The organism is Drancourtella sp. An12, from assembly GCF_002160935.1.
GTDB classification, from domain to species: Bacteria; Bacillota; Clostridia; order Lachnospirales; family Lachnospiraceae; genus Sellimonas; species Sellimonas catena.
The window spans coordinates 47,817-62,825 of sequence record NZ_NFLO01000022.1; the positions used below are offsets into that span (position 1 = coordinate 47,817).

Below are 15,009 nucleotides of genomic sequence, written 5' to 3' on the forward strand. Positions count from 1 at the left end.
GATTCATTATGGCAATCAGAAAGATACGGGAAGTTGGAGATGACGTACTGGAAAAGCAGTGCAAAAAGGTGGACAAGATGACACTTCGGACGAAGATCCTCATTCAGGATATGTTCGATACGATGTATGACGCAATGGGAGTCGGACTTGCGGCTCCGCAGGTTGGCATCTTAAAGCAGATCATCACCATTGATGTAGGAGATCAGCCGATCGTGCTGATCAACCCGGAAATCATTGAATCGGACGGCACGCAGACCGGGGAGGAAGGATGTTTAAGTCTTCCGGGCAAATACGGCATTGTAACCCGTCCGAACCATGTCAAAGTGCGGGCGCTCAACGAGGACATGGAAGAAGTCATCTGGGAGGGAGAAGGCCTCCTTGCAAGAGCATTCTGTCATGAGATTGATCATCTCTCCGGCCTGATGTACATGCGTCTTGCAGAAGACGGCATCCATGACAATGCAGCGGAAGAAGAATAGAAAGGACTGTGACAGAGTATGAAAGTCATTTTTATGGGAACACCGGATTTTTCCGTCGGAACACTGGAGGCGCTTCTTGAGGCAGGACATGAGGTTGTCCTTGCGGTGACACAGCCGGACAAGCCGAAGGGAAGAGGAAAGGAAATGCAGTTTCCTCCGGTCAAGGAGACGGCTCTTCGGCATGGAATTGAGGTTTACCAGCCAAGAAGAATCCGGGAAAAAGAATGTATCGAGAAACTTGCCGCCTATCAGGCGGACATCATGGTTGTCATCGCTTTTGGACAGATTCTGCCAAAAGAGATTCTGGAGATGACGCCGTATGGCTGTGTCAATGTTCATGCCTCCCTGCTTCCGAAGTACCGGGGCGCGGCGCCGATTCAGTGGGCCGTGATCAACGGGGAAAAGGAAAGCGGAGTGACGACCATGCAGATGGATGAAGGGCTGGATACCGGAGACATGCTGTTAAAGACAACGATTGTTCTGGATGAAAAGGAGACGGGAGGAAGCCTTCACGACAAACTTTCAGATGCCGGGGCAAAGCTTTGTGTTGAAACATTAAAACGTCTGGAGGAAGGAAGCATCCAGCCGGAAAAGCAGGGAGAAAGCCCGACGGAATATGCCCGGATGCTGAATAAAGCGATGGGAGCCATTGACTGGAATCAGGATGCGGTTTCTATTGAACGGCTGATCCGTGGTTTAAATCCATGGCCAAGTGCATATACTACATGGGACAACAAGACAATGAAAATCTGGGATGCGGATGTGACAGAAGATGTGCCGGGAACGGAAGATGCCGGACCGGGAGAGATCACGGCAGTGTCCAAAAAGGATTTCACAATAAAGACCGGAGAGAAGAGTCTGGTGATCCGGGAGCTTCAGATTCCGGGGAAAAAGCGGATGGACGCGGGAGCATTTCTGCGTGGATATCCGCTGGAAGCAGGAATGAGTTTAGGGGAGAACTGATCTGAATAAAGAAAGGGAGAGGTAGAAATGCCATTTTACTATTACTATGATCCGACGTACAGCCTTGTACTGATCGGGCTCCTCCTTTGCCTTGCGGCATCGGCACGGGTTCGTTCCACCTATGCAAAGTACGGGAGAGTGCGGAGCCGTTCCGGGCTCACCGGACGGGAGGCTGCCGAGCGGATTCTGCGAAGCGCAGGGATCTACGATGTGCGGATCGAGCATGTGAGCGGAAATCTGACGGATCACTTTGATCCGGGAAACAGGGTACTGCGCCTGTCAGATGCCACGTATCAGTCTGCTTCTGTAGCGGCGGTTGGAGTGGCGGCCCACGAGTGCGGACACGCGATCCAGCATTCACGGGGATATGCGCCGTTGAAAATCAGAAGCGCTATCGTTCCGGTGGCGAATTTTGGATCTGCCATCGCATGGCCATTGATCCTTCTGGGACTGTTATTCAACAGCCGTTCTTCGTATCTGTTGATCCAGATCGGGATTCTGGCATTTTCGTTTGCCGTTTTGTTTCAGCTTGTTACCCTTCCGGTGGAGTTCAACGCATCGAGAAGGGCAGTGCAGATTCTGGGAGAGAGCGGGATGCTGCTTCCGGATGAGCTCTCCATGACGAAGAAAGTATTACGGGCTGCGGCGCTGACCTATGTGGCAGGAGCCGCCTCGGCGATTCTGCAGCTTCTGCGTATCATTCTGCTGACAGGAGGAAGACGGCGTGAATAAACCGATCGAAGAAAGAGAACTGATTCTTGCCATTTTGCTGGAGGTGACAAGAGACAAGGTGCCGGGCCACCTGGCCCTGTCAAGAGTCCTTAGCAAGTATCAGTATCTGGATAAAAGAGAACGTGCCTTCATCACAAGGGTGACGGAAGGAACGCTGGAGCATATGATCGAGATTGATTACATCATCGATCAGTTTTCCAAAACAAAAACAGCAAAAATGAAGCCGGTTATCCGTATTATTTTAAGAAGCGCGGTCTACCAGCTGAAGTATATGGATCAGGTACCGGCCTCCGCAGTCTGCAATGAGGCGGTAAGACTTGCAAAGAAGAGAGGATTTCAGAATCTTTCCGGATTTGTCAATGGAGTACTTAGGACCATCGCAAGACAGATGGATCAGGTGAAGCTTCCGGAGCATCCTCTTTCCAGACGTCTTTCTGTGCAGTATTCCATTCCGGAATGGATGGTGGAAACGTGGCTTTCGAGCTATCCGGAAGAGACGGTGGAGAAGATGCTTTCCTTTATGATGGAAGAGCATCCGACCTGTATCCGGTTTGACCCGGAACGGATCACCAAAGAGGAAATCAAAGCCCGCCTGAAAGAAGACGGAGTGGAAAAAGTGGAGGATCATCCGGTTCTCCCGTATGCGCTGTGGATTTCCGGATACGATTATCTGGGCGGCCTGGAAACATTTGAAGAAGGACTGTTTTATGTGCAGGATGCAAGTTCCATGATGGCGGTGGAAAGCCTGCCGGTCAAGAAAGGCGATTCGATTATCGATGTCTGTGCCGCGCCGGGCGGGAAAGCGCTCCATGCGGCGGAAAAGCTTGCGGGAACCGGGCATGTGGACGCCAGAGACCTGACGGAATATAAAGTGGGACTCATCGAAGAGAATATCGGGCGCAGCGGGCTTACCAATATCAGCGCGCGGCAGCAGGACGCAAGAGTGTGCGATGAGGCTTCGGTTGAAACGGCGGACATCGTCATTGCCGATCTTCCATGTTCCGGCCTTGGCGTACTTGCCACAAAGAAAGATATCCGTTACAATATGACGCCGGAGACACAAAAAGAGCTTGCCGCGCTTCAGCGGGAGATCTTGTCCGTGGTGCACCGTTATGTGAAGCCGGGCGGAACGCTTCTTTACAGCACCTGCACCATCAACCGGGAGGAGAACGAGGAAAATACAGCCTGGTTTCTGGAACAGCACAGGGAGTTTGCACTTAATAAGGAAAAACAGTTTCTTCCGGGCATTGATCCGTGCGACGGATTTTACATAGCAGTTATGAAAAAACAGGAGTCGAAATAGATGGAAAAGAAAGATATTGCGTCCTATACTCTTCAGGAACTGGAAGACGAGATGAAAGCCATCGGTGAAAAGCCGTTCCGGGCAAAGCAGATTTACGAGTGGATTCATGTAAAACTGGTGGAATCCTTTGATGAGATGACCAACGTATCCAAAGCTCTCCGGGAAAAGCTGGACCGGGAGTATGAGATCGCGACGGTAAGTCTGGTGGAACGGCAGATTTCCGGAATCGACGGAACGAACAAATTTCTCTTTGAGCTTTCGGACGGAAACATGATTGAGAGTGTCCTGATGAAATATAAACACGGAAACAGCATCTGCATTTCCTCCCAGGTAGGATGCAGGATGGGGTGCCGCTTCTGCGCGTCAACCATCGGCGGACTGGTGCGAAACCTCACCGCGTCAGAGATGCTGAGAGAAGTGTATGAAGTGCAGAAAATCAGCGGGGAGCGGATCTCGAACATCGTTGTGATGGGAACGGGCGAACCCCTTGACAATTATGAGAATTTCGTCCGGTTTATCCGGATGGTCAGCGACGGGCACGGGCTTCACATCAGCCAGAGAAACATCACCGCATCCACCTGCGGGATTGTGCCGAATATCCGGCGCCTGGCGGATGAGAAATTTCAGATCACGCTGGCGCTTTCCCTTCACGGATCCAACCAGGAGAATCGGAAATCACTTATGCCCGTGGCAAATAAATATGAGCTGTCTGAAGTCCTTGAGGCGTGTGACGAGTACTTTGAAAAGACCGGAAGAAGGATCACGTTTGAGTACAGTCTGGTGCACGGTGTCAACGATACAGAAGAAGACATCCGGGAGCTGACGGCCCTTTTGAAGCATAGAAACTGCCACCTGAATCTGATTCCGGTCAACCCGGTAAGGGAAAATAATTTCAAAAGACCGGATAAAAAAACTGCAGGGATTTTTCAAAATAAACTTGAAAAAAATGGGATTAATGTTACTATAAGAAGAGAAATGGGCTCTGATATTGACGGAGCCTGTGGTCAGCTCAGAATAAAACACAGAGACAATAATAAGGAGAATGAAAATGAAAACATTTTCAATGACTGATATTGGAAGAAAAAGAGAGGTCAATCAGGACTACGTGTTCGCTACAGATGAAACGATCGGGAATCTCCCGAATCTTCTTGTGGTAGCTGACGGAATGGGCGGACATCGTGCGGGTGACTTTGCTTCCAGGTTTACTGTGGAGGTTCTGGCCGAAGAGGTACAGAACTGCAAAGAGACCCATCCTGAGACGATTCTTGGAAACTCGATCCAGGCGGCAAACGAGCGGCTTTTAGAAGAGGCCGAAAAGGACAACAGGCTGGAGGGCATGGGAACGACTCTGGTCGCTGCCACGATACTGGATCATGTACTTTATTTTGCAAATGTCGGAGACAGCAGACTCTATCTGATCAACAAGGAGATCCGACAGCTTTCCAAAGACCATTCCATGGTGGAAGAGATGGTAAGGCTTGGAGGACTGACAGAAGAGGAAGCAAAGCATCATCCGGATAAAAATATCATCACACGTGCGATCGGGGTGAAGCAGAAAGTAGAGCCGGACTTTTTTGAGTACCGCTTAAAGGGCGGAGACATCATACTGATGTGCAGCGACGGCCTCACGAATATGGTAGATGACGATGAAATTTTTCAGATTGTAAAGAGCGCACGTGATATAGTGGAAGCAGTGGAAAGTCTAATTCAAAGAGCAAATGAAAACGGCGGCTCGGATAATATTGGAGTAGTACTGGCGCAGCCGTATGCAGATGAGGTGAGTGTATGGTAAAAGATGGTATTGTATTAGGGGAGCGGTATGAGATCCTCAGTAAGATCGGTGCCGGAGGCATGGCCGATGTTTACAAAGGACGCGACAATGTACTGAATCGTTATGTTGCCGTCAAAGTACTGAAAAAAGAATACCGGGAAGATGAAACCTATGTGAAGAAGTTCCGGTCGGAGGCTCAGGCCGCAGCCGGAATCATGAATCCGAATATTGTCAATGTCTATGATGTAGGCGTGGACCGCGGACTTTATTATATGGTAATGGAGCTAGTAGAGGGAATCACGCTGAAAGAATATATCGCAAAGAAAGAAAAGCTGACACCGAAAGAGGTAATCAGCATCACACTTCAGGTATGTGCCGGCATGGAGGCGGTACATAAAGGCCACATCATTCATCGTGATATCAAACCGCAGAATATTATTATTTCAAATGAAGGAAAGGTAAAAGTAACCGACTTCGGTATTGCCAAGGCGGCAAGCTCTAATACAACGAGTTCCAATGCCATGGGATCGGTCCACTATACTTCACCGGAACAGGCAAGAGGGGGCTTTTCCGATGAAAAGAGCGACATCTATTCCATCGGTATTACGATGTATGAAATGGTGACCGGTCGTGTGCCGTTTGACGGAGATTCCACAGTTGCGATTGCCATGAAGCATCTTCAGGAAGAGATCGTGCCGCCGTCAGAGTACGTGCCGATGCCGTACAGTCTTGAGCAGATCATCTTAAAATGTACCCAGAAGAATCCGGATCTGAGATATCCAAACGTGACACTGCTCGCACAGGATCTTAGAAGATCACTTTCCGATCCGAATGGTGATTTCGTGAAGAACGGCGCTGCCGCATACGATGCAGGCGCTGATACTGTCATGATTTCCGAGTCAGACAGAAGGAAACTTCAGAATCAGTACGATGACGAGTATGATGATGACGACAGATACGACGATGAGTACGATGACGGATACGACGATGACTATGACGATGGTTACGACGATGACGATTACGATACAAGAAACCTGAAAACCCACAGGAACAAAGAGGAACACACCGGCAAGAAGCCGAAGATGAGCAATATGATGAAGATCATTATTGCGCTGGTGGCAGTCCTTGTTGTCTGTGCGGCAGCTTACGGAATCGGAAGCGCGGTAGGCCTTTTTGGAGGAGGCTCCGGCAGTCAGGAAGAGGAAGAGGTCCGTATGGCGGACGTTCCGAATCTTGCCAACCTTGGCCTGACAGAAGACCAGGCAAGAGAAGCTGCCGAGAAAGCAGGATTCAAGCTGGAAGTATCCGGCACCGAAGCGTCTGACCAGGACGAAGGTACTGTCATCGATCAGGATCCGGAATATGGAGAAGAGGCTGAGAGAGGAAGCACGATCAATGTTGTTTTAAGTGCAGGACCGTCGACCGTGACTGTTCCGGATGTAACCGGTGATGATGTCAGCACGGCAACCGAGAAGATTGAGGCCGAAGGACTCAGCGTGGGTTCCACAAGTGAAGAGTACAGCGATGAGTACGATGAAGGAGAAGTGATCCGGACGACACCGTCTTCCGGCAGTGAGGTGGAAGAAGGCTCCACAGTTAATCTGGTAGTCAGCCAGGGAGTAAATCCGGAGGATGAGATGGTGACAGTTCAGAGCTTTGTCGGCATGCCGGAGAGAAATCTGACATCCTGGGCAGAAGACAATGAGATCAACGTATCTAGGTCTGAGGACTACAGTGATGATGTGGGCATAGGAAGAATCATTTCCCAGTCTCTGACATCCGGCACTGTGGCAAAAGGCACGACCATCAGCTACGTGGTGAGCCTTGGAGGAGAGCCGGACGAAGAAGAGCCGTCGGACAGCAGTAATAACAATGACAACAACAGCAGTGACAATACCAATAATGGAGGAAGCGATTCCTCATCCGGAAACGATTCCGGATCTTCTACATCTTCGGATGGACCGGTCTGGGAGAGCAACATCCAATCCTGGGTACAGGAAAACGGAAATCCGAAATATAATGTGGAATACGAGGAAAATTCTTCGGTAAGCCGTGGACAGGTGATCCGTTACGAACAGAATTCTGACGGAAGCTACACCTTTTATGTCAGCCTCGGCTAAGGACAGGATGCGGACAAACATACAAGGAGACTTTCATGAAGGGTAAGATTGTGAAAGGAATTGCCGGATTCTACTACGTTCACGTAGTAGAATCCGGTGTTTATGAATGTAAGGCAAAAGGGATCTTCCGAAAGGAGAAGATCAAACCGCTTGTAGGAGACAATGTCGAAATTGATGTGATCAATGAGTCGGAGAAAACGGGGAATATCACAGAGATCCTGCCAAGGAAAAATGAACTGATCCGTCCGGCGGTCGCAAATATCGATCAGGCACTGATTGTATTCGCGGTGACAAGCCCCAAACCCCATCTGAATCTGCTGGACAGGTTTCTGATTATGATGGAGAGCAAATCCATTCCGGTGACGCTCTGCTTTAATAAAAAGGATCTGGCAGACGAAAAAGAATGGGAACTGTTAAAAGAGACTTATGAAGCCTGCGGCTATCCGGTTATATTTACCAGCGCCGCAAAAGAGGAGAATATCGATCAGGTAAGGAAGATCCTGGAAGGAAAGACGACTGCCCTTGCGGGACCGTCCGGTGTGGGAAAATCCTCACTGATCAATCTGCTGGATCCGAATGCCAATATGGAGACCGGAGAAATCAGCAGGAAGATTGAACGGGGACGCCATACAACGAGACATTCCGAACTGTTTTCCATTGGCGGGGAGACCTATATCATGGATACGCCGGGATTTGGTTCGCTGTATGTGAATGATTTTGAAAAAGAAGATCTGAAGGATTATTTCCGTGAATTCAGACCTTACGAGGGAAGCTGCCGTTTTCAGGGATGCAGCCACATCCATGAACCGGGATGCGAGGTAAAGGAGGCACTTTCAGAAGGATTCATTCCGAAGAGCAGATATGAAAATTATCTGGAGATGTACCGCGAACTGGAGCAGAAAAAGCGATATTGAGGAGGAAAAGCATGAAATATATTTTGGCGCCGTCTCTTTTGGCGGCAGATTTTAAATGTCTTGCCGGGCAGATGAAAATGACAGAGGAAAACGGGGCAGAGTACCTGCACTTTGATGTAATGGACGGGATGTTTGTACCAAGTATCTCTTTCGGGATGCCGGTATTAAAGTCCATCAAAGGAGCTACAGAGCAGGTGATGGACGTGCATCTGATGGTTCAGGAACCGGTCCGCTATGTGACAGATTTTGCAGATGCAGGCGCGGATATCATTACGATCCATCTGGAAGCATGTCAGGATGTGAAGGAAACGATTCAGAAAATTAAGAACTGCGGGAAGAAGGCAGGGATTTCCATCTGTCCGCAGACGGATGCGGATCAGCTGCTCCCGTATATGGAGCTTGTGGACATGATTCTTGTCATGAGTGTACAGCCTGGATTTGGAGGACAGAAGTTTATTCCGGAATCCATTGAAAAGATCAGGAAGGTACGCCGGATGATTACGGAATGCGGCCGGGACATTGATCTGGAAGTGGATGGAGGAATCTATCAGGACAATGTAGAGGAAGTGCTGAAAGCAGGGGCGAATGTAATTGTTGCAGGATCCGCGGTATTTGGCGGAGATCCGGGACAAAATACAAAGGCTATGATGGAGAGATTAAGACAATATGAGTAGAGTGACAATCATCATCAGCGGAGGCGCGATTAACGATAATTTCGCACTTTCCGTACTGGAATCTTACGAATCGAAACGTATCATCGGAGTGGATAAAGGAGTGGAGTTTCTGTACAGGCACAAAATTGAGCCGGAGTACATTGTAGGGGATTTTGACAGTATCTCAGAAGAAGTAATCCGCTATTACCGGGAGGAGACGAAAATTCCGATCCGGGAGTATAATCCGGTCAAGGATGCATCGGATACAGAGATCGCAATCCGGCTTGCCATTACACTTGGCTGCGACCGGATGATTATTCTGGGAGCAACGGGATGCAGGATTGACCATGTCTGGGCCAATGTACAGTCTCTGGAAATTGCCAGAAAGGCAGGAATACAGGCGGAGATTCTGGATTCATGCAACAGGATCCGGCTATGCGACCGGGAAGTGCGCCTGAAACGGCGCAATGCATTCGGGAAATATTTTTCCCTGTTCCCGTTTGGGGGAGAGGTGGAGGATCTCACGATCCGCGGAGCGAAATATCCGCTGAACCATCATCACCTGCTCCCGAACGACAGTCTCTGTGTCAGCAATGAGATCGCGGAAGACGAGCTTGTGATCACGTTTGCATACGGAACACTGATTTTGATGGAAACAAAAGACGAGTAAGAAATTTACAAAGAGAATGGAGAGAAATTAAATGAAACTTGGAATCGTAGGATTACCGAACGTAGGGAAGAGTACGCTGTTTAATTCCCTGACAAAGGCAGGAGCGGAATCAGCCAACTACCCGTTCTGTACCATTGACCCGAATGTGGGCGTCGTAACTGTACCGGACGAGAGACTTAATGTACTGGCGGAAATGTACCAGACAAAAAAGATCGTTCCGGCTGTCATTGAATTCGTAGATATTGCGGGACTTGTAAAAGGAGCATCCAAAGGGGAAGGTCTTGGAAACCAGTTCCTTGCCAATATCCGGGAAGTAGACGCCATTGTCCATGTGGTAAGATGTTTTGAAAACAGCAATATCGTTCACGTAGATGGAAGCATCAATCCGCTCCGTGATATAGAGACCATCAATCTGGAGCTGATCTTCTCCGATCTGGAAGTGCTGGAACGCCGTATCAGCAAGCAGATCCGGGCGGCAAGAAACGACAAGGCGGCAGCAAAAGAAGTGGACCTGATGCAGAGAATCAAGGCGCATCTGGAAGACGGAAAAATGGCAGGAAGCTTTACGGATATCCGGGATGAAGAGGAAGAAGAGTGGATGAACAGCTACAATCTCCTCACAGCAAAACCGGTGATCTTTGCGGCCAACGTATCAGAAGATGATCTGGCGGATGACGGCGCCTCTAATGAAGGGGTACAGAAAGTCAGAGAATTTGCCAAAGAAGCAGGTTATGAAGTCTTTGTGGTCTGCGCTGAGATCGAGCAGGAGATCGCAGAGCTTGAGGACGACGAAAAGCAGATGTTCCTCGAGGATCTTGGCCTGAAAGAATCCGGACTGGAAAAACTGATCAAGGCAAGCTACAGTCTCCTTGGCCTGATCAGCTACCTGACAGCAGGAGAGCCGGAAGTCCGTGCATGGACGATCAAGAAAGGGACAAAGGCACCTCAGGCAGCCGGAAAGATTCATTCTGATTTCGAAAGAGGATTTATCCGCGCGGAAGTAGTTGCATACGATGACCTGATTGCCTGCGGCAACATGACAGCCGCAAAAGAGAAAGGCCTCGTCCGTTCCGAAGGAAAAGAATATGTCGTAAAAGACGGGGACGTAGTACTGTTCCGGTTTAACGTATAACAACTTCAAAAACAACAGGTAAGCCGTACAGCTGTCGGGAAACGACGGCTGTGCGGCTTTTTGTTCAGAAAAAGGTGCAAAAATCTGGGACAAGTATACTGGACTTTTACAGGTAATGGCGATATAATATGAATATCTATGAATTTAGAAACATTTTTTGAAACTTAAGGAGGAATAAAGAAATGGGAAGATCAATGAAAACCATGGATGGTAACCATGCTGCTGCTCATGCTTCTTATGCATACAGCGATGTAGCTGCGATCTATCCGATTACCCCTTCATCTGTTATGGCAGAAGCTACAGATGAGTGGGCTACCCAGGGAAGAAAGAACATTTTTGGACAGGAAGTTCAGGTTACGGAGATGCAGTCCGAGGCCGGAGCAGCAGGTGCCGTACACGGCTCTCTTGCAGCAGGTGCCCTGACAACTACATACACAGCATCTCAGGGACTCCTTCTGATGATCCCGAACCTGTACAAGATTGCAGGCGAACAGCTTCCGGGTGTGTTCAATGTATCTGCCCGTGCGCTTGCAAGCCACGCGCTCTCCATCTTCGGAGATCATTCCGACGTATACGCATGCCGTCAGACAGGATGCGCAATGCTTTGTGAATCAAGCGTTCAGGAAGTTATGGACCTGACACCGGTTGCTCACTGTGCGGCAATCAAAGGACGCCTTCCGTTCATCAACTTCTTCGACGGATTCCGTACATCTCACGAAATCCAGAAGATCGAGACATGGGATTACGAAGATCTGAAAGATCTCGTTGACATGGATGCGATCGATGCATTCCGTAAGCACGCGTTAAATCCAAATCATCCTTGCGAAAGAGGATCCGCTCAGAACCCTGACGTATTCTTCCAGGCAAGAGAAGCATGTAATCCGTACTATGACGCAATGCCGGCCATCGTTCAGGAATACATGGACAAAGTAAACGCAAAGATCGGAACAAACTACAAACTGTTCAACTACCACGGAGCAGAGGATGCTGAGCATGTAATCATTGCTATGGGATCTGTATGTGAGACAATCGATGAGACTGTTGACTACCTGCTTGCAAAAGGACAGAAAGTCGGAGTCGTAAAAGTACGTCTTTACAGACCATTCAGCGCTGAAGCACTTGTAAATGCAATTCCGGAAAGCGTAAAAGTGATCTCCGTTCTCGACAGAACAAAAGAGCCGGGAGCACAGGGCGAGCCGCTTTACCTTGACGTTGTTGCAGCATTAAAAGGAACAAAATTCGATGGCGTGAAGATCCTCACAGGACGTTACGGATTAGGTTCCAAAGATACGACACCGGCTCAGATCGTTGCCGTATACAACAACACAGAAAAAGAAAAATTCACAATCGGTATCGTTGATGATGTGACACACCTGTCACTGGACGAAGGTGAACCGCTTGTTACAACACCGGAAGGAACAATCAACTGCAAATTCTGGGGACTTGGAGCAGACGGTACTGTCGGAGCTAACAAGAACTCCATCAAGATCATCGGTGATAATACAGATATGTATGCACAGGCATACTTTGATTATGACTCCAAGAAATCAGGCGGTGTGACAATGTCTCACTTACGTTTCGGTAAGAAACCGATCAAGTCCACTTACCTGATCAAGAAAGCAAACTTTGTTGCATGCCACAACCCGTCCTATATCAACAAATACAACATGGTACAGGAACTCGTTGACGGAGGAACATTCCTTCTGAACTGTCCATGGGATATGGAAGGACTGGAGAAACACCTTCCGGGACAGGTAAAAGCATTTATTGCAAACCACAACATCAAGTTCTACGTAATCGATGGTATCAAGATCGGTAAAGAGATCGGACTTGGCGGACGTATCAACACAATCCTTCAGTCTGCATTCTTCAAACTGGCAGCCATCATTCCGGAGGAAGAAGCGATCGACCTGATGAAGAAAGCAGCAAAAGCTACTTACGGAAGAAAAGGTGACAAGATCGTTCAGATGAACTATGATGCAATCGATGCAGGTGCAAAACAGGTTGTTGAAGTAACTGTACCGGAAAGCTGGAAAGATGCAGCTGACGAAGGTTTATTCACACCGGAAGTAAAAGGCGGAAGAAAAGAAGTTGTAGACTTCGTTAAGAATATCCAGGCAAAAGTAAACGCTCAGGAAGGCAACTCTCTGCCGGTATCTGCATTTACAGAATATGTAGATGGTACAACACCGTCAGGAACAGCTGCTTACGAAAAACGTGGTATTGCAGTGGATATCCCGATCTGGCAGCCGGAGAACTGTATCCAGTGTAACCGTTGTGCGTATGTATGTCCGCACGCAGTTATCCGTCCGGTAGCTCTGACAGAGGAAGAAGCTGCAAACGCACCGGAAGGAATTCAGACAATTCCGATGATCGGTATGCCGGATATGAAGTTTACCATGACAGTCTCCGCTTACGACTGTACAGGATGCGGCTCCTGCGCAAATGTATGTCCTGGAAAGAAGGGCGAGAAGGCTCTCGTTATGGGCAACATGGAAGCAAATGCGGGCGAGCAGGTATACTTCGATTTCGGAAGAGAAATTCCGGTAAAACCAGAAGTAGTAGCAAAATTCAAAGAAAATACTGTAAAGGGAAGCCAGTTCAAACAGCCGCTGCTTGAGTTCTCAGGCGCATGTGCAGGATGTGGTGAGACACCTTACGCAAAACTTGTTACACAGTTATTCGGTGACAGAATGTACATCGCAAACGCAACAGGATGTTCTTCTATCTGGGGTAACTCCTCACCGTCCACACCATACACAGTAAACGCAGAAGGCAAGGGACCTGCATGGTCTAACTCCCTCTTCGAAGACAACGCTGAGTTTGGATATGGTATGCTTCTTGCAAACAAGGCAATCAGAAATGGATTAAAGACAAAAGTAGAGTCTGTTGCAGCATCTGAAAACGCTTCTGAAGAAGTAAAAGCAGCATGTCAGGAATGGCTTGATACATTCTCCTGCGGCGCAACAAACGGAACAGCTACAGACAAACTGGTAGAAGTTCTTTCAGGATGCGACTGCGAAGTATGCAAAGACATCGTAAACAATAAAGATTTCCTCGCTAAGAAGTCACAGTGGATCTTCGGCGGAGACGGATGGGCATATGACATCGGATTCGGCGGACTTGACCACGTACTTGCAAGCGGACAGGATATCAACATCATGGTATTCGATACAGAGGTTTACTCCAACACAGGCGGACAGTCCTCCAAGGCTACAAAGACAGGTGCGGTAGCACAGTTTGCAGCAGGCGGAAAAGAAACCAAGAAGAAAGACCTTGCGGGTATCGCGATGAGCTACGGCTATGTATACGTTGCTCAGATCGCAATGGGCGCTGACTTCAACCAGACAGTAAAAGCGATCTCCGAGGCTGAGGCTTATCCGGGACCGTCACTGATCATTGCTTACGCTCCATGTATCAACCATGGTATCAAGAAGGGTATGAGCAAAGCTCAGACAGAAGAACAGCTCGCAGTAGAGTGCGGATACTGGAACAACTTCCGCTTCAACCCGGCTGCAGAGAACAAGTTCACACTTGACAGCAAGGCTCCTACAGGAGACTATCAGGAATTCCTCAACGGAGAAGTTCGTTACAACTCTCTTGTAAGACAGGATCCGGAAAAAGCAAAAGTTTTATTTGCCAAGAACGAACAGGAAGCAAAGGAGAGATACGAATATCTCAACAAACTTGTTACACTGTACGGAAAAACAGAATAATTGAATGCCAGAAACTGACAGATGATTTACAATACAGGGACGTATTACGGTACGTCCCTGTATTTTTTTCGCCTATAAGAGGCCGTTCTGCATAAACTTTCTTTATAAGTGAAAAAATTGTATAAAACTGTCGGATATTCGTACAAGCAAAGAATAAAAATACGCTAAAAATGAATAAAAATACAGAAAGTGACAACTTTACTAAAAATTTAAGTTTTCAATTATGTGAAAAACTAAACAAAAACTGAACTGTATTCTAGTATATCTTGCACAAGTGTTTTTGGAAAGCGAACAAATTGAGCGACAATAGGAGAAAAGAGAAGAAAAATAATTGAAAATGATAAAAAGCTAACAAATAAAACAAAAAAATATCAAATAATATAAAAAAACATGACAAAATGTTTGTTGTCAGGTTGACAATCATAAATGAATAGTGATAATATAAATATACATTTTAGATAGGGGGTACAATCAGATGGATACTATCCAGAAGCTGAGAATATATATGGAAGAGAAGAAGGTAGATTCTTTCTTTATTGCCAAGCCAGCTAATGTC

At 47.9% G+C, this 15,009-nt stretch carries 12 protein-coding genes; all 12 read left to right on the top strand.

Going from position 1 to position 15,009, the window contains the following annotated elements:
* Positions 1-8 precede the first annotated feature (8 nt).
* The 12 genes from def (at position 9) to nifJ (ending at position 14,453) form a co-directional block, all read left to right on the top strand.
* A complete protein-coding gene (def, locus tag B5E64_RS15155) occupies positions 9-479 on the top strand; it encodes a peptide deformylase (RefSeq protein WP_087169288.1) in 471 nt (156 codons plus the stop codon).
* Between the two features lie 18 nt (positions 480-497).
* The gene (fmt, locus tag B5E64_RS15160; protein WP_087169289.1) at positions 498-1,442 is read left to right on the top strand and encodes a methionyl-tRNA formyltransferase; all 945 of its coding nucleotides are present in this window, start codon (positions 498-500) and stop codon (positions 1,440-1,442) included.
* 27 nt (positions 1,443-1,469) lie between these two features.
* Positions 1,470-2,174: a zinc metallopeptidase gene (locus B5E64_RS15165; protein WP_087169290.1), complete on the top strand. Its 705-nt coding sequence runs from the start codon at positions 1,470-1,472 to the stop codon at positions 2,172-2,174.
* Positions 2,167-3,477, top strand: a complete 1,311-nt coding sequence (gene rsmB, locus B5E64_RS15170) for a 16S rRNA (cytosine(967)-C(5))-methyltransferase RsmB (RefSeq protein ID WP_087169291.1) — start codon at positions 2,167-2,169, stop codon at positions 3,475-3,477. Before B5E64_RS15165 ends, rsmB begins: the two co-directional genes overlap by 8 nt.
* A complete protein-coding gene (gene rlmN, locus B5E64_RS15175) occupies positions 3,478-4,548 on the top strand; it encodes a 23S rRNA (adenine(2503)-C(2))-methyltransferase RlmN (RefSeq protein WP_087169292.1) in 1,071 nt (356 codons plus the stop codon). It abuts the gene before it with no gap.
* Positions 4,526-5,269, top strand: coding sequence for a Stp1/IreP family PP2C-type Ser/Thr phosphatase (locus B5E64_RS15180; protein WP_087169293.1), 744 nt, complete (start codon positions 4,526-4,528; stop codon positions 5,267-5,269). The genes rlmN and B5E64_RS15180 overlap by 23 nt, the downstream gene beginning before the upstream one ends.
* Positions 5,263-7,368 (top strand): Stk1 family PASTA domain-containing Ser/Thr kinase, encoded by a 2,106-nt coding sequence (pknB, locus tag B5E64_RS15185; protein WP_087169294.1) that lies wholly within the window; start codon positions 5,263-5,265, stop codon positions 7,366-7,368. The genes B5E64_RS15180 and pknB overlap by 7 nt, the downstream gene beginning before the upstream one ends.
* A gap of 35 nt (positions 7,369-7,403) precedes the next feature.
* Positions 7,404-8,282, top strand: a complete 879-nt coding sequence (gene rsgA / locus B5E64_RS15190) for a ribosome small subunit-dependent GTPase A (protein WP_087169295.1) — start codon at positions 7,404-7,406, stop codon at positions 8,280-8,282.
* Positions 8,283-8,293: 11 nt separating this feature from the next.
* A complete protein-coding gene (gene rpe, locus B5E64_RS15195) occupies positions 8,294-8,956 on the top strand; it encodes a ribulose-phosphate 3-epimerase (RefSeq protein WP_087169296.1) in 663 nt (220 codons plus the stop codon).
* On the top strand, positions 8,949-9,605 hold the full coding sequence (locus B5E64_RS15200; protein WP_087169297.1) for a thiamine diphosphokinase: 657 nt from the start codon (positions 8,949-8,951) through the stop codon (positions 9,603-9,605). Before rpe ends, B5E64_RS15200 begins: the two co-directional genes overlap by 8 nt.
* A 31-nt stretch (positions 9,606-9,636) precedes the next feature.
* Positions 9,637-10,737 carry a redox-regulated ATPase YchF gene (gene ychF, locus B5E64_RS15205; protein ID WP_087169298.1) on the top strand — a complete coding sequence of 367 codons (1,101 nt, stop codon included), beginning with the start codon at positions 9,637-9,639 and terminating at the stop codon, positions 10,735-10,737.
* A 182-nt stretch (positions 10,738-10,919) separates the two neighbouring features.
* Positions 10,920-14,453: a pyruvate:ferredoxin (flavodoxin) oxidoreductase gene (gene nifJ, locus B5E64_RS15210; RefSeq protein ID WP_087169299.1), complete on the top strand. Its 3,534-nt coding sequence runs from the start codon at positions 10,920-10,922 to the stop codon at positions 14,451-14,453.
* The last annotated feature ends 556 nt before the right edge of the window (positions 14,454-15,009 follow it).

Coding starts and splice junctions, on each gene's coding strand:
- def (WP_087169288.1), top strand. CDS start 9: ATGGCAATCAGAAAGATACGGGAAGTTGGAGATGACGTACTGGAAAAG.
- fmt (WP_087169289.1), top strand. CDS start 498: ATGAAAGTCATTTTTATGGGAACACCGGATTTTTCCGTCGGAACACTG.
- B5E64_RS15165 (WP_087169290.1), top strand. CDS start 1,470: ATGCCATTTTACTATTACTATGATCCGACGTACAGCCTTGTACTGATC.
- rlmN (WP_087169292.1), top strand. CDS start 3,478: ATGGAAAAGAAAGATATTGCGTCCTATACTCTTCAGGAACTGGAAGAC.
- B5E64_RS15180 (WP_087169293.1), top strand. CDS start 4,526: ATGAAAACATTTTCAATGACTGATATTGGAAGAAAAAGAGAGGTCAAT.
- pknB (WP_087169294.1), top strand. CDS start 5,263: ATGGTAAAAGATGGTATTGTATTAGGGGAGCGGTATGAGATCCTCAGT.
- rsgA (WP_087169295.1), top strand. CDS start 7,404: ATGAAGGGTAAGATTGTGAAAGGAATTGCCGGATTCTACTACGTTCAC.
- rpe (WP_087169296.1), top strand. CDS start 8,294: ATGAAATATATTTTGGCGCCGTCTCTTTTGGCGGCAGATTTTAAATGT.
- B5E64_RS15200 (WP_087169297.1), top strand. CDS start 8,949: ATGAGTAGAGTGACAATCATCATCAGCGGAGGCGCGATTAACGATAAT.
- ychF (WP_087169298.1), top strand. CDS start 9,637: ATGAAACTTGGAATCGTAGGATTACCGAACGTAGGGAAGAGTACGCTG.
- nifJ (WP_087169299.1), top strand. CDS start 10,920: ATGGGAAGATCAATGAAAACCATGGATGGTAACCATGCTGCTGCTCAT.